We start from the raw sequence: 21,399 nt of genomic DNA, 5'->3' as shown, positions 1-21,399 counted from the left end.
TGTGAACAATCTTAGAAAAAGTAACATTCAAAAATTGCCTGAGAAAAACTTCGACGTATTGATTATCGGCGGGGGGATTAACGGCGCAGTATCGGCAGCGGCACTTGCCGCAAAAGGGGCAAAAGTTGCTTTGATTGATAAAGGTGACTTTGCGGGTTTTACTAGCTCTAACTCATCAAATTTAGCTTGGGGAGGTATTAAATATCTCGAAAGTCATGAATATGGTTTGGTCAATAAACTGTGTAAAAGTCGCAATCATTTAATGCGCAGTTACCCATCAACCGTCAAAGAAATCCGTTTCTTTACTAGTATTCAAAAAGGTTTTCGTTTTCCTCCTTTGTTTATTTATATGGGCACTATTGTGTATTGGTTGATGGGGCGCTTTTTCACCCAAAGTCCGCAGTATTTATCTACCGCTAAAATTAAGTCTCTTGAAAATGTAGTGAACACCAAAAATGTTAACGGTGGTTTTGAGTATTCTGACGCATTTTTACATGATAATGATGCTCGTTTTGTGTTTAATTTTATTCGCTCCAGTATGAGTTATGGCTGTATTGCAGCTAACTATGTTGAAGCGAATGGTTCAGAAAAAGTCGAAGGCGGCTGGAAAACTCAGGCTAACGACGTCATAAGCGGAGAAAAGTTCGAGATCCGCTCTAAGGTGATCATTAACGCAGCGGGGCCATTTGTGGACCCGTTGAATCAACTTAATCAACAAATAACTGAACATCATCATGTGTTTTCAAAGGGGATTCACCTGATTGTAAACAAAATCACCGATAGCAATAAAGTGCTGACTTTTTTTGCTGACGATGGACGTTTGTTTTTTGTTATTCCTATGGGCCCTAAAACTTGTATTGGCACGACCGACACTCAAGTTGACGACCCTCATGCAAGAGTAACAGAGAAAGACAGACAGTTTGTTTTAGACAATGTCAATAAACTTTTAGATTTACCGCAACCCTTAACTAAAGAAGACGTCATAGCCGAACGTTGTGGAGTGCGCCCCCTAGCCATAAAAGGAAAGGGAGGAAAAGCGGATTGGGTGCAACTGTCGCGAAAACACGCCATTGACACCCATGAAGCAGATAAGTACCTGTCAATTTTTGGGGGTAAACTGACTGATTGCATCAACGTCGGTGACGAAGTGGCAGATTTGGTTAAAGGGCTGGGGATTGATTTACCTTTTGAAGATTACAAATGGTACGGTGAGCCTGACGATACGGTGCGAGATGAATTTTTCCATCGTGCTCAATTGATGGATTTTGATGCATTAACGCCGGCTACCTCTTCAGAGCCTTTAACTAAAAGGTTTTGGCGTCGTTACGGGCGTAACGCCATTAATATGTTGGAGAAAATCCGCGAAAACCCTGCAATGGCGGAATTGCTAATCGAAAACTCTGAATATTTGAGAGTAGAAATTGAACATGCTGCCGAGCGCGAAATGGTGACCAAACTTGAAGACTTTTTAAGGCGCCGCTCAAAAATATCTTTAGTTGTTAAAAAGGAAGATATTCTCTCCGCTCCGGGATTGAAAGAGGCCTGCGAAATTTTATTTGCAGACGAGGCCGACGCTAAACTGCAAGAATATATCGATTTGGTCGCTAATACTTAACGCACTATCATTTCTAGCCACTAGTATCTCAATAGCATGCCAATGAGTAGGGACAACATTTAACTTTAAATGTTGTCCACAGCATTCAAGTCGCTGATTCATTCTTAAAAGTCACTATTATTTACAAATAAATCACACTTCTTGTGGTTTTTGCTTGTAAAAAAGTTAATGATCCCCAGTTACTTTGTTATGTCGGCTATTAAAACCAAGACGGCTTACAAAAACCGCTTTTCCAAAAAATAATTAGAGAATTTTTTAATGACAATGAATTACATCCCCTTAGATAAAAAGAAACATCAAGATACCCATGTAAAGGTAACTAACGATTTTGCTCACGCTAAAGATACCCATTTAGCCGCAGCGTCAATTCGTGAGTACGCACAACTTGCGAGTTGTATGCCAATCATTTTTATCAAAGATCCAAATAGCGACACCACTCACAGTATTGCTATGTTAGGTATTGAACAAGGTGTTAACGTATTTATGAAAGATGGGAAATGGTCTGGCCATGTTGTCCCTCTTAATATTCAACGTTACCCTTTTGATGTGCGTCCTGATGGCGACAAATTAGCGGTATTTATCGATGAGAACTCTGATTTAGTTGGAAAAGAAGGTGAGCCTCTTTTCACTGATGGTGATGCGAGCCCGTTTTTAGATAATCGTCAAAAATTATTGTCTGATCTAGCCAATAGTGAATTGGCAACCCGTGATTTTGTTAATAAAATCAAAGAGCTTGATTTACTTGATTCCATTGTTATCCGTGTTCAGTATGCTAACGGCCAACAACGCAATATTAATGGTATGCAGACTATCAGTGAAAAACGCCTTCAGGCATTAGACACAGATACGATAGCTGATTTACATAAATCTGGTTACTTAGGTGCAATGTACGCGGTATTGATGTCGCTTGGGCAATTAAATCGTTTAGTACAATTGACTCAAACTAGCGATAACCCAGTAAAATCTTTACAACTTCAAGCGGAAGCGCCAGCAACAGAAGAAGCGGCTCCAGAAGCAAAAGCTGAAAAGAAGAAAACAGCTAAAAAATAGAATTCGTAAAATTAAAAAGCCCATTACAATTTATTTGTAATGGGCTTTTTTGTTTCCAGTAAACAAGCACCTTCGCTTTGTGATTTTTTTAAAACGAGACTTGGTATTCGGTTACGCTATAAAAATCTTTACCCGCTTCTAACGTAGCACTTGGAAAATTCGGTTGATTGGGTGTATCGGGATAAAATTGTGTTTCAAAACACACGCCTTGATGGGCTTGATAAAGTGAGTCTTCTTTGCCCTTTTTATTGCTGAAATGATTCGCGGTAAAAATTTGGATACCAGGCATATTGGTATAAACCTCTAGCTCGATACCGCTTTGTTTAGCAACCGCTTTACCGACATAAGAGGCTGACTTTAGATCGGCTGTATAAGCATCTAAACACAGGTTGTGATCTAATCCGTTAGCATATTCAATTTGTTGGTGTTTTGATGCTAAGGGCACGTTTATTGTTGTGGGTGTTCTGAAATCAAAAGGAGTGTTATCAACCACAGAAATTTCTCCTGTGGGAATAGCGTTTTCATCAGTTGGCGTGTAGTGACTGGCTAATAACTGAATTTGCTGATTCGCAACCGAGCCACTGCTATGCCCAGCTAAGTTAAAATAGCTGTGATTAGTGGGGTTGTATAAAGTTGTTTGATCTGTCGTTGCGAAATATTCGATTTTTAATCGATTTTGTTCAGTTAAGGTATAAATCACTTTTACAGAAATTTGGCCAGGGAATCCTTGATCGCTATCTGGACTAGTTAGCTCTAACATTATTGATGGGTTGTCAGAGTTAGATAACACAGTGCATTGCCACACCTTGCTGTTAAATCCTTGGCCTCCACCATGCAGGCAATTCCCACCTTGATTGATATCGGTTTGATAGTCTTTACCCGCTAAGCTAAATTTTCCGTGTTTTATACGATTTGCATAGCGGCCGACTAGGGCGCCTAAATAACTATCGTCAGCTAGATATTCATCTACTGTGTCATAACCTAAAACTATGTCAGTGTGGTTTTGCTTGTGGTTAGGTATTAGCCAGCGACGAATAATCCCACCAAGATCAAGGATCTCAACACTGACACCTAGGCGATTAGTTAAACAAAATTGTGTTACCTGTGAGCCATCTGGCATTGAGCCAAAGTTTGTTTGCTCTATCATGCTTTGAACCCCAAAGTGCTTTGAATGGCGCTCGCCCATCCGTTCAATAATTTCTGTCGTTTTGTCGTATCCATTTCTGGTTCAAAACAACTATCGATTTGATTCATATTGGCCAATTCACTCGTTGATTGGTAAATGCCTAGTTGTAAACCCGCTAAGTAAGCCGCGCCTAAAGCAGTGGTTTCCATTACTTTGGGACGCTCTACAGTTACGTTCAGTACACCTGCTAAAAATTGACACACCCAACTATTGGCGACCATGCCACCGTCTACCCGTAATTTTTTAGGGCTAACGCCATCTTCGCGCATCGCTTTAAGTAAATCTGAGGTCTGTAAACACACCGACTCGAGTGCGGCTCTAGCAAGATGTGCGCTTGTTGTAGCCCGCGTTAGCCCAAATATTGCGCCTCTGGCGTCAGGCGACCAATAAGGTGTGCCTAAACCAGCAAAGGCGGGTACTAGAAAAACCCCATGGTCATCGGGAATGCTCTTGGCTAATGCCTCTGTTTCTGAGGCACTTTCTATAATTTTCAAGCCATCTCTAAGCCACTGCACAGCCGCTCCAGCAATAAATATCGAGCCTTCTAACGCGTAATGAGTTTGACCTTTGATGCTGTAAGCGACAGTCGTGAGCAGTTTGTTCTTAGATTCTAGCGCTTTTTCACCGGTATTTAACAATACAAAACAACCGGTACCATAGGTACTTTTGATATCACCTTGATTAAAGCAACATTGGCCTATACTGGCGGCTTGTTGGTCACCTGCGACCCCCGCGATAGGTATTGAATAATCAAATAACCCTTGAGCGGTATTGCCAAAATCAGCGGCACACTCTTTGACATCAGGTAGCATCGATTTTGGGACGTTAAATATCTCGAGTAATTTTTCGTCCCAGCTTAAAGTATGGATGTTAAACAGGTTGGTTCGACTAGCATTGGTGACATCGGTGGCATGCATTTTACCGCCGGTTAAGCGCCAAATAAGAAAACTATCCACCGTGCCAAAAGCTAACTGATTGGCATCGGCCTTTTGCCTTGCGCCTTCGACATTATCTAAAATCCAGGCTACTTTTGTGGCTGAAAAATAAGGGTCAAGCAACAATCCGGTGCGTTCTTGAACGGCTGACAAATGTCCGGCTTTTTGTAGATCTTTACATTGCTGCGCTGTACGTCCGTCTTGCCAAACTATGGCATTGTATATGGGTTTACCGGACTTTTTATCCCATACCAAAGTGGTTTCTCTTTGATTGGTGACACCTATGCCAACTATTTTCGCTCCATTAATTGTGGCTTGAGTAATAGCTTGTTCACATACATTAAATGTCGCTGACCAAATGTCTTCAGGATCATGTTCTACCCAACCATCATTTGGGTAATGTTGGGGAAATTCTTGTTGAGCAACAGCTACAATGCTTGAATCTGGGGCAAAAACGATAGCTCTGCTAGAAGTGGTACCTTGGTCAATCGACAGAATGCAGTTTTCCAGCGGCATATAAGCTCCTTGGGGTTATTAAATAAGCAAAAAACAGTAAATTTTTCAGATGTTTAATTGACAACTAACATCTTTTTAACAATGTAGGTTGAGTATAATATTTTTACGCAAAGAACATAACCAATTTTCAAGCTGATGTTTGTTATTCAGGCCTTCTAGAGTGCTTGTAGTCAGTGGCCTTGAATAAAAAATTCTAACCTAAGTTCATTTTAAGCTACTGATAAACTTAAATGGAGTCGCCGTAGAGGATAACGCTAAGAGTCGAAATTTCTTTTGAATCCACTCAATAAGCTTGTTATTTTAAAGAGCCGTTTTTATGTGAGTCCCTTACCTTAACGTGAATTTATTTTTTATACTCCTGAGCCAAATCGTAGTGTTTTCTCCCCAGCCCAACATCAAACTTGAAGTGATTGGAGAGGTGTCAGATACGCCTCAGTGGTCTTTTTTTGCTCCTCACGAAAACGAAAATGTGGCGAATGAATATGTAAGCCAACAAATTCTTAAACGAGGTGGAGTCTTTGTGATTCTGCGCCAAAACGGCAAACGACTGTTGCGTCTTGATGTTAAGCCTTTCGAAGTTAAAATCGACCCTAATCGCATTTTCACCAAAAAAGGCAGGCGTAATAACATCATCAAACATAACCCTAATTTGCGCACTAATACTTATGTGTTTCATAGAGCGATGCGCTTGTCTGCCGATTTAGCTCAACTCATCGTTGCAACTATGGGGGGGAAAAATACCTCACGCACTTGGGTAGCAATTCATAATAATACTCAAGGTTATTTGGGAGATAACCAACAAGGTATTGGGAATATTTCGATAGTTCAGTATCAACAAAAGTTAGCTAAGGGGGCTTCATTTCTTAAAGCGGTTAGCAAGTTAAACGGAGACGAAGATGATCTGTTTTTTGTGACCCAGCAACAAGACTTTAATGCTATGGAGCAAAATGGCTGGAACGCGGTGTTGCAGCACCCTCAAGTAGTGACCGATCCATCAGAAGACGACGGGTCGTTGTCGGTTTACGCGCAAAAGATAGGTGTGCGTTATATCAATATTGAAGCAGAACGAGCAACCGGGCATGTGGGCGAGAATCACTTGGTTGAACAACAGAAAATGTTAGATTATGTGTTTAGCCGTTTGCAACTTAGTCCATCCTTAACATCTCAACCACAAAATTAAGCAACTAAAACTTCTAACCTACTAAGAGCTTGTGTTCTTTCCTTATTATTAAAAATAACCCTTCTGATATTTTTACCGTTACCAAATTGCGCCAGTCTGTAGGTTTTATCTACTAATTCAGACACTTCTATAAATCCACTGATAACAAGGCCTCGAATCCGAGCAAATAGCTACTTTTAGTCCTTGACATGATAGACGGGTGGTACCTAAACTGTCTATCGTGGGTAAAAGTGGCATAAAGTGGATCTAATGGGTTAAGAAATCCCAATAAAAACATTAAAAATATAAATTCAGATTCTGTTTAGTGTTGTCTTTACTAGTTAATTTTCGATAGATAAAAATAAAAAAAGGTTAGGGGAATCATGTTCCGCGGCGCTAATGCAATCAATCTAGACGTTAAAGGTCGAGTGACTATACCTACAAGGTATAGGCAGTCCTTGCTGGATGATTGTCAGGGACAGCTAGTTTGCACTATCGACACACAACAACCTTGTTTGCTGCTTTACCCACTCCCTGAATGGGAAGAAATTGAACTCAAATTAAGCCGTCTTTCTAGTATGAACCCTCACGAGCGCAGAATGCAGCGTTTACTGCTGGGTTATGCAAACGAAGGTGAGATGGATAAAAACGGCCGTTTTCTGCTGGGAGCGCCTCTGCGTCAACACGCCAAACTCGACAAACAAATTATGCTAGTGGGTCAATTTAATAAGTTTGAGATTTGGGATGCTGAGGTGTGGCAACAACAAATCAATTTGGATGTAGCCACAGAACAAGAAGCGAATTTTGAATTGACCGAACGACTTCAGGATTTTTCACTTTAATGGAAAACGATTTTTCACATCTATCTGTATTGTTGCAGGAATCCATTGATGGTCTAGCCATTAATCCTGATGGCATATACATGGATGCGACTTTTGGCCGTGGAGGTCATTCTAGGGAGATCCTCAAGGTTTTATCATCTAAAGGGCAGTTGATCGCCATCGATCGTGATCTTAGTGCAATCGAAGCCGCTAAGTCTTTGGCTGATGACCCGCGTTTTTCAATTCATCATCGTCCGTTTTCAGAGTTGCAAGTCGTAGCTGAAGAGTTAGGGTTGATCGGAAAAGTTGATGGCATCTTAATGGATCTAGGGGTGTCTTCACCACAGCTTGATGATGCTGACCGTGGTTTCAGTTTTATGCGTAACGGACCACTAGATATGCGAATGGATACCACTAGAGGTTTAAGCGCAGCCCAGTGGTTAGCGGTTGCCGAAGAGCAAGATATTACCCAAGTTATCAAGGAGTTTGGTGAAGAAAAATTTGGTAAACGCATTGCCCACGGTATTGTGAATGCTCGTCAAATTGCGCCTATAACCGATACTGCTCAACTTGCCGAAATTATTGATTTAGCCGTACCAGTAAAAGATAAGTTTAAACATCCGGCTACTCGAAGTTTTCAAGCGATACGTATTTATGTCAACAGCGAATTAGACGAAATCAAAACCGGCCTCAAAGCGGCGTTAAATACCTTAGCTCCACAAGGGCGTTTGGCGGTAATTAGCTTTCACTCATTAGAAGATCGCCTAGTGAAACGTTTTGTGCGGGAGCAGAGTCGGGGTCTTGATGTACCTCATGGCATGCCTATACTGCAAGCAGAAATAGACGCTTCAAAGGCTATGAAGCCTATAGGAAAGGCAATTAAACCCTCGGCCGATGAATTGAAAAGAAATGTTCGGGCACGAAGTTCGGTGTTAAGGGTGGCTGAAAAGTTATGAGTGGTCACAACACCAACTTTAATCTCTTCAGTTTTGTAGCTGCTGATTTAGCCCGCCATCCAGTGCGGGTTTTGTTGTTTCTAGCACTCTTAGTTAGTGCTGGGTTAGTGATACTGAGTGCTCACCATAATAGACAAATGTCGATTGCCATTGAACGTCTTATGCAAGAGAAGGATCAGCTTGATGTCGAGTGGCGTCATTTAGTCCTTGAACAAAGCGCATTAACTGAACACAACCGTATTGAATCACTGGTAAAAAGTGAGCTCAATATGCACCGTCCGCTGCCCAGTGACGAAGTCGTGGTGCGTATCAAATGAATACTGTTAATCGCCAGTCACAAAAGCAGAATAGATCCAATCAAGCTAAGGTCAATAGTGTGCCGAGTTTCCTACATTGGCGTTTTGTTGTGGTGGTTGTAGCAATTCTATTGGTTTTTGTTGGCTTAGGAATTCGCGCTGCATACATACAAGTAGTCTCACCTGATTTATTAATCAAACAAGGTGATAGCCGCACACTACGTACCCGAGCTAACCCATTGCATCGCGGATTGATTGTTGATCGTAATGGACAACAATTGGCGGTCAGTGTGCCGGTGCGAGCAATTTGGGCAGACCCTAAAGCCATTGCTGAAGCTGAGCAAGAAACGCAACAAAAAGCAAAAGATGACCCCAGTTTTAATTTGCAAGCTAGGCAACGTGAAAACAAAAAACGCTGGCAGGCCTTGGCAGAAGTATTAGGCCAAGACGTGCGTAAGCTGAAAGAAAAAGTGAGCAACCCAGAAAAGCGTTTTGTTTACATCCAGCGCCAAGTTTCACCCGCTATGGCTGATTACGTTGAAGAATTAAAGCTGGCTGGAATATATCTACGTGATGAATCGAGACGTTATTACCCAAGTGGCGAAGTATCAGCTCATGTTGTTGGATTTACAAACGTCGACGATGCTGGTATCGAAGGTATTGAAAAGTTATACAACAAGTGGCTGGCTGGCTCGCAAGGTTCAAGGAAAATACGTCGCGACGGCAAAGGGAGAATGGTTGAGCTAATTGAGTCTGAAGAAGGCAAAGAGCCGCAAAATATTCAATTAACCATTGACCAACGAATTCAAGCTCTAGCCTATAAAGAACTAAAGCAAGCGGTTCAATATTACAAAGCGACCTCAGGGTCTGCGGTTGTTGTGGCGGTAAGTACAGGAGAAATCCTCGCCTTAGTTAATAGTCCTTCTTATAACCCCAATAATCGAGCCGGAGTGTCGGCCCATAGAATTCGCAATCGAGCCGTAACTGACGCCTACGAACCGGGCTCCTCAATTAAACCGCTCGCAGTATTAAGCGCGTTGGAGTTTGGAACCGCCGACACAGAAACTTTGGTAGATACCTCCCCTGGTTGGATGCACTTAGGTGGCAACATAGTGAGGGATTCACGTAACTATGGTGAAATTGATTTAACCGAAATTATTCGTAAGTCGAGCAATATGGGGACTTCGAAATTGGCCTTGTCGGTACCTAAAGAATTTTTACTGGATATGTTTTACAACGTCGGATTAATGAGTGGTAGTGGCGCGAACTTACTTGGTGAAATTAACGGTATTTTCAGTGACCGCCCTCGTTGGTCTGATTTTGAGTTGTCCACTTTGTCTTTTGGTTATGGTATTTCGGTTACCGCGTTACAGTTAGCTAGAATGTATAGCATTTTAGGCGACGGTGGTATACGTCGTCCCTTGAGTATTATCAAACCCGATGCTCCAGTTGAAAGTGAACGTGTTATTAGTGCTCAATCAACTCAACAAATATTGCAAATGATGGAAACTGTCACCGAAAAAAATGGCTCTGCAGAGCAAGCCAATGTGCCGGGGTATAGAGTTGCTGGCAAAACAGGTACCAGTCGTAAAGCCATAGCCAATGGTTACGGAGAGGAATACGTCAATATTTTTGCGGGGGTTGCTCCAGTATCTGACCCTCAATTAGCCGTCGTTATCTTAATCAATGAGCCTAAAGGTGAACTTTATTATGCTGGTCAAACAGCGGCTCCGGTTTTCGCCAAAATCATGGCTGCCAGTTTGCAAATGCTAAATGTTCCTCCTGATGACAAGACGGTTTCGTCAATAGCAGTTTCATCTACTAGTGCGAGTGGAGGGGCCGCTAATGCAGGTTGATATGGTCAGCATTAATAAACAATTTCCCGAGGTGTTTGACCAGAGCATCAAGCCCCTTATGGCACATTTTGGCATTGATGCACCGGACATTATGATCAGCGAACTGGTGTTAGACAGTCGAGATGTGGCTATACATAAAGCCTTTATCGCCCTCAATGGTCATGCGTTAGATGGACGAAATTTTATTCCCCAAGCGATTAGCTTAGGTGCCAAAGTGATAGTGGCGCAATGTGACGATAAAAGCAGTCATGGTCAAGTAGAGATGCGTGAACAAAGTGTCATAGTGTGGTTTTTTCAATTGCCTGAAAAACTTTCAGAATTGGCTGCTCAATTCTATCAACACCCAGCTAACTCGATGTCAATTATCGCAGTGACCGGTACTAATGGTAAAACTTCAACCGTGCAGTTAACCAGTCAACTGGCGAACTTAATGGGAGAGCAAGCTGCATCTATTGGCACCTTAGGTGCGGGTATGTATTCATCCAATGCTGAGTTTGAAACCCAAGAAAACACGGTGAATACCACTCCCGATGCTATCAGCATACAACGGCTACTAGCTGAATTTGTTAATGAAGGGGCATTCCAAGTAGCAATGGAAGCTTCCTCACATGCCTTAGTACAAAACCGCATAAAAGCGGTTAAGACTGACATCGCGGTCTTTACCAACCTAAGCCGTGACCACCTCGACTATCACGGCTCTATGGCTGAATACGCTTTAGCAAAACAGCTTTTATTACAGCAACCAGGTCTGGCTTATGCTGTGCTTAATGTGAATGATCCTGAACATAAAAACTGGCTAGTCAATATGCCGGAGCAAACCACAGTGGTGCTTTTTGGCCAGAATATCAGTGCAACGGACTTACCCAGTGAATATCGCTATTGTGTGGCAAATAACGTGCGTTATACCACTGACGGTATTGCGCTTACGTTGCAATCCTCTTGGGGAGACTGCGAACTGCGCTTATGCTTACTAGCTGACTTTAATGTGGCTAATGTGTTAGCCGCTATTTGTAGCCAATTGTGTTTAGGTAAAAGTCTCAAACAGATTGCTTACATTGTTCAAAAGCTTAAACCAGTAGCGGGAAGAATGGAGCTATATAGCCGTCAAAACCAAGCCACTATAGTCGTGGACTACGCCCACACTCCAGATGCCCTAGAAAAAGCACTAATGGCGACTAAGCAGCACTGCGATGGAAAGTTATATTGTGTGTTTGGCTGTGGCGGCGATCGTGATGTAGGCAAACGTGCTTTGATGGGAGAGATTGCTGAAAGGTTGTCTGACAAGGTTATTGTGACCGATGACAACGTGCGCAGTGAAACCCCTCAAGACATAATAAACGACATCTTATCGGGCTGTGCCTACCCCCAATCTATCCAAGTTGAACATGACCGAAAAACAGCGATTAAGTTAGCTGCTACGCAAGCATCAGCTGGCGATATGATTTTGGTCGCGGGTAAAGGCCATGAAAATTATCAAATAATAGGAACACAAACGGTGGCGTACGATGAACGTCAGTTTGTAGCACTTCTTCAAAAGGGGAAAAAAGTATGATCCCGGTTTCACTTTCCTGGGTTGCGGAACAAGTTAATGGGCAGTTAGTTGCTCAGAATATGCAGGAGTTGGTAATCGAAGGCGTTAGTACTGATACCAGAAGTATCTTGCCTAAGGATTTGTTTCTAGCATTAAAAGGCCCCAATTTTGATGGTCATAAATTTGTTCAACAAGCCGAAGGTAAAGGTGCTATTGCCTTAATTGTATCTCAAGATGTTGATACACAACTTCCTTATATTTTAGTTGAAGATACCACTCTAGCACTTGGCATGTTGGGGGCAGCAGTGAAAGCGAAAGTGGCGCCTAAAACTGTAGGTATTACTGGCAGCAGTGGTAAAACAACAGTCAAAGAAATGGTCGCGGCCATCTTATCTCGCCGCGGAAAAGTATTGGCCACCAAAGGTAATTTAAACAATGAATTAGGTGTGCCTATGACATTGTTAAGACTCGAACAACATCACGAATTTGCTGTGGTAGAAATGGGCGCCAATCATCTAGGTGAAATTGCCTATACCACTAATTTAGTTAAGCCTGATGTGGCCACTATAGTCAACGCCGCCGCCGCGCATTTAGAAGGTTTTGGTAGCTTGCTTGGTGTTGCCAGAGCAAAGAGTGAAATTTTCAAAGGTTTATCAGAAAAAGAAGGTTTGGCGATAGTTAACGCAGATAGCCAGTTTGCTGACTTTTGGATGGGGAAACTTAAATACAATAAGGTGCAAACCTTCTCAGCCGAAAAGGCTGCAGATGTGTTTGCCGAAGATATCATTCTAGGTTTAGACGGTTGTGCTCAGTTTGAGTTAGTCACACCGAAAGGTCGTATCGCTATTAGTTTATCTCTACCCGGTGCCCATAATGTGAGTAATGCGCTGGTGGCAGCCGCACTTGCTTTACAAGTTGGAGCTACTTTGCAGGATGTGCGCGAGGGTTTGCGAGATATGCCCCATGTGGCTGGTCGATTACATGTTAAAGCCCTGACTAATCAAGTGAAAATTTTAGATGACACTTACAATGCCAATGTTGGTTCGGTGAACGCCGCAATTGATTTATTGTCGAGTTTCGCCGGAAGAAAAATATTGATCCTTGGAGATATGGCAGAACTTGGCGAAAAAGCTCGCTATTACCATGAGCAAGTAGGCGAATACGCCAAACAAAAAGGTATTGATAAACTGTTTACATTGGGTGTGTTGAGTCAAAGTGCGAGTGATGTTTTTGCTGAACAAGGACGACATTTTAGTCGTTTGGAGCAAATGATTGAATTTATCAATCAACAAACATTATCGGAAAAATGCGATATCAGCATATTAGTAAAAGGTTCTCGAAGTGCACGTATGGAATTAGTGGTTAAAGCGTTGGAGGAATCCCCCTTGGGAAAGCTTGAACGGTTTAGGGAGAGAATTGCATGCTAATTTGGTTAGCTGATTGGCTACAGCAGTTTGACGCGGGGTTTCGAGTTTTTTCGTACTTAACCTTGCGCGCTATTTTGAGTACCTTAACGGCCTTACTTATCGCTGTGATAATTGGACCAAAAATGATCCGTTGGTTACAGAGAATGCAGATTGGGCAAACCATCAGAGACGATGGTCCTGAGTCCCATTTGGCTAAATCTGGTACACCCACTATGGGCGGCTTGTTAATTCTTGCGGCAATAGTGTCCAGTGTTTTGTTATGGAGTGATTTGGCCAATAGGTATGTATGGGTCACGTTATTTGTTCTAGTAAGCTACGGAATTATTGGTTTCGTTGATGATTACCGCAAGGTTATTCGTAAAGATGCTAAAGGTTTAATCGCACGATGGAAGTATTTTTGGCAGTCTGTCATCGCCATTTTAGTGGCATTTTACTTGTATTCAAGTCAACAAAATCCAGCTGAAACTGCTTTATTAGTGCCGTTTTTTAAAGACGTGATGCCACAAATGGGAATGTTGTTTATTGTTGTCAGCTACTTCGTGATTGTAGGTACCAGTAATGCAGTGAATCTCACTGACGGTTTGGATGGGCTTGCTATTGTGCCCGTTGTTTTAGTGGCTGGAGCCTTTGCCATTTTTGCGTATGCAACAGGTAACATCAATTTTTCTGCTTATTTAAATATTCCCTATCTTCCACTCACCAGCGAACTAGTCATTGTCTGTACTGCAATAGTAGGAGCGGGACTCGGCTTTTTGTGGTTTAACACTTACCCAGCTCAAGTATTCATGGGTGATGTGGGATCGTTGGCGTTAGGTGGCACATTAGGAATACTGGCTGTTTTGGTTCGCCAGGAGATCGTTTTATTCATTATGGGAGGTATTTTTGTTGCCGAAACTTTATCGGTAATTTTACAGGTTGGATCATTCAAAATGCGTGGCAAACGGATTTTTAGAATGGCGCCTATCCATCATCATTACGAATTAAAAGGTTGGCCAGAACCACGGGTAATAGTGCGCTTTTGGATCATCTCATTAATGTTAGTTTTGGTGGGATTAGCCACCTTGAAATTACGTTAAGGGTCGAGTAAACAAACGTGAAAAACATGACTTTAGTTAACAAAAATATCGTTGTAATAGGAATGGGCCTTACTGGCTTATCTTGTGTACGGTTTTTGTTAGCTAAAGGAGCCAATGTCACAGCGATGGACAGCCGCAATGAATTGACACTTAAACTCGATATCCCTTTGGTTCTGGGCGAATTATCAATCGCGAAATTAATTCAAGCTGACTTGATTGTACTTAGCCCAGGCGTAGATTTTTATACCCCCGCTATTCAACAAGCCATCAGCGCTGGTGTACATGTGGTGGGCGATATTGAATTGTTTGCTCAATTTAATGAAGTTCCAGTGATTGCTATCACGGGGTCTAATGGTAAGTCTACTGTTACTCACCTAGTAGTTGATATGTGCAAAGCTGCGGGTAAAAAAGTATTAATGGGAGGCAATATTGGCGTACCAGCTTTGGATTTGCTGCAGCAGTCCGCTGATGTCATTGTTCTAGAATTGTCTAGCTTCCAACTAGAAACCACTTACTCTTTAACTCCACTGGCGGCAACCGTACTGAACGTTACCGAAGATCACCTTGATCGCCATGGGAATTTAGCAAGCTATCAGCAAATAAAACTGAGCATCTATCAAAATTGCCAATTTATGGTTTGTAACAGAGACGATATTTTGTCTTACCCAACAAACTGCGAAGCGACCTTAACCTACGGTTTATCTCAATCTAGTTCAGGCTTCTCATGGGATAAAGATAACGCGAGTATCTTGTTAGACGGCAAGCCATATATAGAAAGTGGCAGTTGTTTATTGGTTGGCGCCCATAATATGTTGAATATCCAAGCTGCTGCGGCTTTAGCAAAAGTGTTTGGCATAGACGATGACAGTATTCGTCAGGGAGCGCAAAAATTTGGCGGCTTGCCCCATAGATGCCAAACCGTTTCCATGTTCAATAACGTGCGCTGGATCAATGATTCTAAAGCAACAAATGTAGGAGCAACATTAGCAGCTATCAATGGATTGGTTTCAAACCTTAAGGGGAAGCTAATTCTTATCGCAGGTGGCGAAGGCAAAGGAGCTGATTTCACAGTGTTAAAGCAGTGCTTAACACAATTTGTTAGCGTGCTAATTACCCTTGGTAAAGACGGTGACAAAATTGCTGCCTTACATAACAATAATATAAAGGTAGAAACAATACAGGACGCGGTATTAGTAGCGGCTAAACACAGCCAATCGGGCGATATTGTCTTGCTTTCGCCTGCTTGTGCCAGTCTAGATATGTTTGTTAGTTACCAGCAACGGGGGGATTGTTTTTCCCATGCTGTTCAGGAGCTAGCAGTATGAGCGTGAATGCTGAAAATAAAAGCAACTCACTTCGGCTGTTATTCATGTCTAGGCATGATAACTCTGAGACTGCTACAAAAGCTAACCTGAAGCCATATGATCAGTCTTTACTTCTTTTGGCTGTGGCTTTGTTATCAATCGGATGGGTTGTGGTCACTTCGGCCTCAATGCCAATAGCTGATAGGTTGTTTGGTAACCCATTTCATTTTGCTATTCGCCATGGCATTTATATTATGCTCGCGCTCATCGGCGCATTGATAGTGATGCAAATTCCGATGCGCTGGTGGCGCATGAGTAACGTTTGGTTGTTATTATTGGCTGTGGTGTTGTTAGTTGCGGTGCTGTTAATTGGCCGCAGTGTTAATGGTAGTACTAGGTGGTTAGTCGTTGGCCCTATTACTATTCAAGCAGCAGAGCCTGCCAAGTTGTTTTTCTTTTGTTATCTAGCTGGGTATTTGGTGCGCCGCTACGAAGAAGTAACCGAAAACTTAAAAGGATTTATTAAACCTTTAGTAGTATTTTTTGCCTTAGCGTTACTACTATTGTTGCAACCTGATTTGGGTACGGTAGTGGTTATGTTGTTGACTACTATTGGGCTACTATTTTTGGCCGGCGCCAAACTTTGGCAATTTTTCAGTTTGGCTATTGCTGGTACGCTAGCTGTAGTGATGCTAATTGTATTTGAAGAGTATCGATTACGCAGAATAACGTCATTTCTTGACCCGTGGGCAGACCCTTTTGGCAGCGGATATCAGTTAACCCAATCACTTATGGCCTATGGTCGCGGCGATGTGTTTGGTCAAGGTTTAGGTAATAGCTTACAAAAACTCGAATATTTACCAGAAGCACACACCGATTTTATCATGGCTATTCTTGCGGAAGAACTAGGTTTTGCCGGTGTCTTAACGGTCTTAATTGTTATTTTAATGATTGTTATGAAAGCCATGAAAATGGGGAATTTAGCGTTACGAAAGGAACGCCCATTTGACGCTTACTTAGCTTATTCGATTGGCATTTGGTTTAGTCTGCAAACAGCAGTCAATGTTGGAGCGAGTGCCGGTATTTTGCCAACTAAAGGGCTTACCTTTCCTCTACTGAGTTACGGTGGTTCGAGCATGATAGTGATGTCGATAGCAGTGGCAATATTAGTACGTATTGATTTTGAAATGCGAGTAGATGGTATTCAAGCTATCAACAAAGCAAGTGCTGCTAAAGGTAAAAAAAGTCTGTTAACCAAAAAGGCCAAACAAAAAGTTAACGCTGTGATTGAAGACGTCATCAGCGAAGTGCCGTTAGAGCCTGCAACAACCATAAAAGCTGGAGGTCTCAATGACTAAGCGTTTATTGGTTATGGCAGGTGGCACTGGAGGTCATGTTTTTCCTGGTTTGGCTGTTGCTGCAGAATTGGCAGCGAAAAACTGGCAAATACAGTGGATGGGTACGGCAGGTCGAATGGAAGCTCAAATAGTGCCACAAGCGGGTTACCCCATAAACTTTATTGATGTTGTTGGAGTACGCAAAAACGGTTTGCTCACTTTAATAAGTGCGCCATTTAAAATTATCAAAGCAATTGTCCAAGCCCATAAGGTAATTAAACAATTTAAACCTGATGTTGTCATTGGAATGGGCGGTTTTGCAAGTGGTCCTGGTGGTGTGGCTGCCTGGTTAAATGGTTTACCTTTGATATTACATGAACAAAATGCAGTGCCAGGGCTGACTAATAAACTGTTGTCTCGGATTGCTAAAAAAGTAATGACTGGATTCGACAAAACCTTTGCAGCGCAAAGCACAGGACAAAATAATAAATATGTCTGGGTTGGCAATCCAGTACGTCGGGAATTTGCAGAATTAGCCATTAAGGCGCGTGTTGAGTTACCTCTCAACATACTTGTTATTGGCGGTAGTTTAGGGGCGCAAGTGCTAAACCAAACATTACCTTCTGCGCTAGTCAATTTAGATCAAGTAAAGGTACGGCATCAAACAGGGGGTGGGCATTTATCCAATGTGCAACAGGCATATATAGAAAATGGAATTGACTCGGATTGTTATCAAATTACTGAATTTATTGACGATATTCCAGCGGCCTATGCTTGGTCAGACTTAGTGATTTGTCGAGCTGGGGCCTTAACTGTTGCAGAAGTCGCTGCTGCAGGCGTTGCTGCGATATTTGTACCTTTGCCCTACGCGGTAGATGACCATCAAACAAAAAATGCGCAGACTTTGGTCGATGTGCAGGCAGCAGAGTTGTTGCCTCAAAGTGAACTGACAGCACAAAAATTGCGAGGATTGTTGCAAGAGTATGTGTTGTCGCCGGAAAAATTAATTGAGATGGGCAAAAGTGCAAAAAGCCTTGCCCGTTTAGATGCCGCTAAAGAAGTCGCGCATTGTTGTATTGAATTAAGTGAGCGAGCAGCATGAACAAAGATACTCCAGCCCATTACCACGTGCCAGAGATGCGCAGGATCAAACATATTCATTTTGTGGGGATTGGTGGTGCTGGTATGGGGGGCATTGCCGAAGTATTACTAAATGAAGGTTATGTGATTTCAGGTTCTGATCGTCAAGCCAATGCAATGACTCAAAGATTGCAAAACTTGGGAGCCACTATTTATTTCGGACACCTCGCTACTAACATTGAGTTGGCTAATGTTGTTGTGGTTTCCAGCGCAATAGACCTTAGCAACCCTGAAATTAGCGCTGCCAACGAAAAACGTATTCCAGTCATTCGCCGCGCCGAAATGTTAGCTGAGTTAATGCGTTTTCGTCATGGTATTGCGATAGCGGGCACACACGGGAAAACCACAACTACTAGTCTGATTTCAACTATTTTTGCAGAGGCTAAGTTGGATCCGACATTTGTTATTGGTGGGCTGCTCAACAGCGCAGGCACTAATGCTAGGTTAGGCGACAGTCAATATTTGATTGCAGAGGCCGACGAAAGTGATGCCTCGTTTGTGCATTTGCAACCAATGGTGTCGGTAGTGACAAATATTGAAGCCGATCATATGGAAACCTATCAAGGTGATTTCCAGAAGATGCAAGACACCTATATCGACTTTTTGCATAACCTACCTTTTTACGGACTGGCCGTATTGTGTATTGATGATCCTGTGATTCAAAAATTACTACCTCGATTAGGACGCCAATACTTGACTTACGGTGTTTCTGAAAACGCAGATGTGCGCGCCGTAAACATTCAATTAGGTTTTAATCAAAGTACTTTCGATGTATTACGAGCCAATCTTCCTCCACTAGCTGTAACGGTTAATATTCCAGGGCAGCACAATGTTTTGAATTCTTTGGCTGCCATCGCTGTGGCAAGCGACGAAGGTCTCGAAGACCAATACATAGTAAACGCATTGGCAGGATTCTCAGGGATAGGTAGGCGTTTCGAATTTTTAGGGGATTACACTACATCTAAAGGCCAAGTCATTTTAGTTGATGATTACGGTCATCACCCAACTGAGGTCGCTGCCACTATCGCGGTGGCTAGAAATAATTGGCCAGATAGGCGTTTGGTTATGGCTTATCAGCCTCATAGGTATACTCGTACCCGCGACTTATACGAAGACTTTGTTAAAGTGCTGTCTCAGGTTGACGTGTTGTTATTACTGGAGGTTTATTCCGCAGGAGAAGAAGCAATAGATGGTGCCGATAGTCGTTCGTTATGTCGCTCTATTCGTCAACGTGGGCAACTTGAACCTATTTACGTTTCCGATATAGCTGAGTTGCCTAAATTGATGGCTGAAACGCTGAGTGATCAAGACATTATTTTAACCCAAGGTGCCGGCAATATTGGGCAAATAGCTAAATTCTTGCAGCAAAGCAAACTAGAGCCACAAGTATTAAATAAAGGGTTAGAGTCGTGAGTAAGCAGCAAATAACATCGCGTAATCTAGGTTTCACTGAATATGGAAAAGTCGCAGTAATGTTTGGCGGAAACTCCGCTGAAAGAGAAGTGTCTTTGAATTCAGGGAAGGCCGTACTGCGTGGACTCATTGCAATGGGAATTGATGCATACGCTTTTGATCCTGCAGAGCACCCCTTAACCGAATTGTTGTCAGAAAATTTTGAGCGTGTCGTGATTATGTTACACGGTCGTGGCGGCGAAGACGGTTCATTGCAGGGGGCGTTGCAGCAGCTCAAGTTACCCTATTCTGGAACCGGGGTTTTGGGGTCTGCGTTATGCATGGATAAAATTCGAAGTAAACAAGTGTGGCAGAGTCTGGGACTGCCTACCGCTAAATATAAAATAGCTGATAAAAGATGCTTTGATGCAGGATCGTGCGAGGCTATAATGGCCGAATTGGGGAATGAGGTCATGGTCAAACCTGCGCAGGAAGGATCCAGCATCGGTATGGCTAAAGTCAGTTGCGCACTACAACTAGAAACTGCCATACAAGACGCATTTAAGTTTGATGATAAAGTCTTAATAGAGCAGTTCGTACATGGTTCAGAATATACTGTCAGCATACTGAATGGCAAAGCTTTGCCTTCTATAAGCATGAGTACTCCCCGCGATTTTTATGATTACACTGCAAAATACCAAGCAGATAGCACCGTATATCGTTGCCCTAGTGGTTTGCCAGATGAGATAGAGAGGCAACTGGGAGAGTTGGCGTTGCAAGCATTTGATGCTTTGGCAGGCTCAGGTTGGGGCCGTATTGATTTCATGCAGGATAAGTTAGGTCGCTTCTATTTATTGGAGGCGAATACAGTACCCGGTATGACTGAAAAAAGTTTAGTACCACTAGCGGCAAAACAATCTGGAATGAGTTTCGATGAGTTGTCATTGGCGGTGCTCAAAACCACTGAGGAGTGCAGGTGAGCGAACTGCCAGCATTAGATAAACCACGCAGAGGCCCGCACTTTTATTTGGGGTTGGCGTTTTTTATTAGTTTGTTGGTTTTGTTAGTGATTGGATTGATTAAATTGAATGCTTGGTTGGAAGATGAACAACAAGCACCGGTACAAGATATTGTGATTTCGGGTGAAAGAACATTTATCGACGACCAGAAGATACAAAGGTTGATTAAAAAAACACAGCCGGGCAGTTTTTTTGAATTGGACGTTAACCAAACACATCAAACGGTTGAAGACATGCCTTGGGTATACCGATCCTCAGTCCGTAAGCGTTGGCCAAATGGATTGGAGGTGTTTGTTGTTGAGCAACAACCTGCGGCAATTTGGAACGGCGATATGCTGTTAAACCAATTTGGTGATGCTTTTGACGCGCAAATTAGCGATGCCGATTTGAATTCAAAAATAACCTTGCCTTATTTATATGGGCCTGGAGGAAGTGAACAAACGGCATTGCAAGGATACCGAAATATGCAGTCGTTATTGGAGACTTCGGATTTGTATATTGTAGAAATGTTTTTGAGCGAACGTTTTGCGTGGAATGTACAGCTAAACAATGGCATTAAGTTAAATTTAGGACGTACAGAGTTTATTGATCGATTGCAGCGATTTGTGGATTTATTACCGCTAATATCGCAGCAAAAAAGACAAGTCGATTATGTCGATTTGCGTTATGACACAGGTTTAGCAGTAGGTTGGAAAACCTTAGACAAAGCAGCATAAATTAAACCAGTTTAATAACTGGAAAGAAGAGATTAAATTATCGTGAGTGTGGTGAATGTGATGAATG

19 protein-coding genes are annotated in these 21,399 nt (G+C 42.5%); 16 read left to right on the top strand and 3 right to left on the bottom strand.

All coding sequences use genetic code 11. The annotated features are described in order from the left end of the window. Position 1: 1 nt before the first annotated feature. Together KO534_RS13980 and KO534_RS13975 are read left to right on the top strand one after the other, a co-directional pair. Entirely contained in the window at positions 2–1,615 is a 1,614-nt protein-coding gene (locus KO534_RS13980) for a glycerol-3-phosphate dehydrogenase/oxidase (protein WP_215930283.1), read from the top strand. A gap of 258 nt (positions 1,616–1,873) precedes the next feature. Then, positions 1,874–2,665, top strand: coding sequence for a SapC family protein (locus KO534_RS13975; RefSeq protein ID WP_215930282.1), 792 nt, complete (start codon positions 1,874–1,876; stop codon positions 2,663–2,665). A gap of 88 nt (positions 2,666–2,753) precedes the next feature. Here KO534_RS13975 and KO534_RS13970 read toward each other — a convergent pair whose 3' ends face one another. After that, complete coding sequence (locus tag KO534_RS13970; RefSeq protein ID WP_215930281.1) at positions 2,754–3,812, bottom strand: aldose epimerase family protein; 1,059 nt, start codon at positions 3,810–3,812, stop codon at positions 2,754–2,756. Continuing rightward, the gene (gene glpK / locus KO534_RS13965; RefSeq protein WP_215930280.1) at positions 3,809–5,302 is read right to left on the bottom strand and encodes a glycerol kinase GlpK; all 1,494 of its coding nucleotides are present in this window, start codon (positions 5,300–5,302) and stop codon (positions 3,809–3,811) included. Before glpK ends, KO534_RS13970 begins: the two co-directional genes overlap by 4 nt. 337 nt (positions 5,303–5,639) lie before the next feature. Between glpK and KO534_RS13960 the strand changes: the two genes are divergently transcribed. Further along, positions 5,640–6,482, top strand: coding sequence for a hypothetical protein (locus KO534_RS13960; protein ID WP_215930279.1), 843 nt, complete (start codon positions 5,640–5,642; stop codon positions 6,480–6,482). On the opposite strand, the gene KO534_RS23640 is transcribed toward KO534_RS13960, so the two are convergent. Further along, the gene (locus KO534_RS23640) at positions 6,479–6,607 is read right to left on the bottom strand and encodes a hypothetical protein (RefSeq protein WP_289849010.1); all 129 of its coding nucleotides are present in this window, start codon (positions 6,605–6,607) and stop codon (positions 6,479–6,481) included. The genes KO534_RS13960 and KO534_RS23640 overlap by 4 nt on opposite strands. 237 nt (positions 6,608–6,844) lie before the next feature. Between KO534_RS23640 and mraZ the strand changes: the two genes are divergently transcribed. Genes mraZ through KO534_RS13895 form a run of 13 tightly spaced genes read left to right on the top strand, consistent with a single transcriptional unit; the run spans position 6,845 to position 21,332 of the window. Then, positions 6,845–7,303, top strand: a complete 459-nt coding sequence (gene mraZ, locus KO534_RS13955; protein ID WP_215930278.1) for a division/cell wall cluster transcriptional repressor MraZ — start codon at positions 6,845–6,847, stop codon at positions 7,301–7,303. After that, entirely contained in the window at positions 7,303–8,238 is a 936-nt protein-coding gene (gene rsmH, locus KO534_RS13950) for a 16S rRNA (cytosine(1402)-N(4))-methyltransferase RsmH (protein WP_215930277.1), read from the top strand. The genes mraZ and rsmH overlap by 1 nt, the downstream gene beginning before the upstream one ends. Then, on the top strand, positions 8,235–8,555 hold the full coding sequence (gene ftsL, locus KO534_RS13945; protein ID WP_215930276.1) for a cell division protein FtsL: 321 nt from the start codon (positions 8,235–8,237) through the stop codon (positions 8,553–8,555). The genes rsmH and ftsL overlap by 4 nt, the downstream gene beginning before the upstream one ends. After that, positions 8,552–10,390 carry a penicillin-binding transpeptidase domain-containing protein gene (locus tag KO534_RS13940; protein ID WP_215930275.1) on the top strand — a complete coding sequence of 613 codons (1,839 nt, stop codon included), beginning with the start codon at positions 8,552–8,554 and terminating at the stop codon, positions 10,388–10,390. Before ftsL ends, KO534_RS13940 begins: the two co-directional genes overlap by 4 nt. Then, positions 10,380–11,942, top strand: coding sequence for a UDP-N-acetylmuramoyl-L-alanyl-D-glutamate--2,6-diaminopimelate ligase (gene murE / locus KO534_RS13935; RefSeq protein WP_215930274.1), 1,563 nt, complete (start codon positions 10,380–10,382; stop codon positions 11,940–11,942). Before KO534_RS13940 ends, murE begins: the two co-directional genes overlap by 11 nt. Beyond that, positions 11,939–13,348: a UDP-N-acetylmuramoyl-tripeptide--D-alanyl-D-alanine ligase gene (locus KO534_RS13930; RefSeq protein WP_215930273.1), complete on the top strand. Its 1,410-nt coding sequence runs from the start codon at positions 11,939–11,941 to the stop codon at positions 13,346–13,348. The genes murE and KO534_RS13930 overlap by 4 nt, the downstream gene beginning before the upstream one ends. Further along, positions 13,342–14,424, top strand: coding sequence for a phospho-N-acetylmuramoyl-pentapeptide-transferase (gene mraY, locus KO534_RS13925; RefSeq protein ID WP_215930272.1), 1,083 nt, complete (start codon positions 13,342–13,344; stop codon positions 14,422–14,424). The genes KO534_RS13930 and mraY overlap by 7 nt, the downstream gene beginning before the upstream one ends. A 26-nt stretch (positions 14,425–14,450) precedes the next feature. Beyond that, the gene (murD, locus tag KO534_RS13920) at positions 14,451–15,749 is read left to right on the top strand and encodes a UDP-N-acetylmuramoyl-L-alanine--D-glutamate ligase (protein ID WP_215930271.1); all 1,299 of its coding nucleotides are present in this window, start codon (positions 14,451–14,453) and stop codon (positions 15,747–15,749) included. Next, a complete protein-coding gene (gene ftsW, locus KO534_RS13915) occupies positions 15,746–17,086 on the top strand; it encodes a cell division protein FtsW (protein WP_215930270.1) in 1,341 nt (446 codons plus the stop codon). The genes murD and ftsW overlap by 4 nt, the downstream gene beginning before the upstream one ends. Then, positions 17,079–18,167, top strand: a complete 1,089-nt coding sequence (murG, locus tag KO534_RS13910; protein ID WP_215930269.1) for an undecaprenyldiphospho-muramoylpentapeptide beta-N-acetylglucosaminyltransferase — start codon at positions 17,079–17,081, stop codon at positions 18,165–18,167. The genes ftsW and murG overlap by 8 nt, the downstream gene beginning before the upstream one ends. Further along, positions 18,164–19,618 (top strand): UDP-N-acetylmuramate--L-alanine ligase, encoded by a 1,455-nt coding sequence (gene murC / locus KO534_RS13905; protein ID WP_215930268.1) that lies wholly within the window; start codon positions 18,164–18,166, stop codon positions 19,616–19,618. Before murG ends, murC begins: the two co-directional genes overlap by 4 nt. Then, positions 19,615–20,577: a D-alanine--D-alanine ligase gene (locus KO534_RS13900; RefSeq protein ID WP_215930267.1), complete on the top strand. Its 963-nt coding sequence runs from the start codon at positions 19,615–19,617 to the stop codon at positions 20,575–20,577. The genes murC and KO534_RS13900 overlap by 4 nt, the downstream gene beginning before the upstream one ends. Further along, positions 20,574–21,332, top strand: coding sequence for a cell division protein FtsQ/DivIB (locus tag KO534_RS13895; protein ID WP_215930266.1), 759 nt, complete (start codon positions 20,574–20,576; stop codon positions 21,330–21,332). The genes KO534_RS13900 and KO534_RS13895 overlap by 4 nt, the downstream gene beginning before the upstream one ends. Positions 21,333–21,399 lie beyond the last annotated feature (67 nt).

The sequence above is a fragment of the Paraglaciecola arctica genome (assembly GCF_018861065.1).
Taxonomy (GTDB): Bacteria; Pseudomonadota; Gammaproteobacteria; order Enterobacterales; family Alteromonadaceae; genus Paraglaciecola; species Paraglaciecola arctica_B.
The sequence above is the reverse complement of the archived record's forward strand: the minus strand, read 5'-3'. Positions and strand labels throughout refer to the sequence as shown.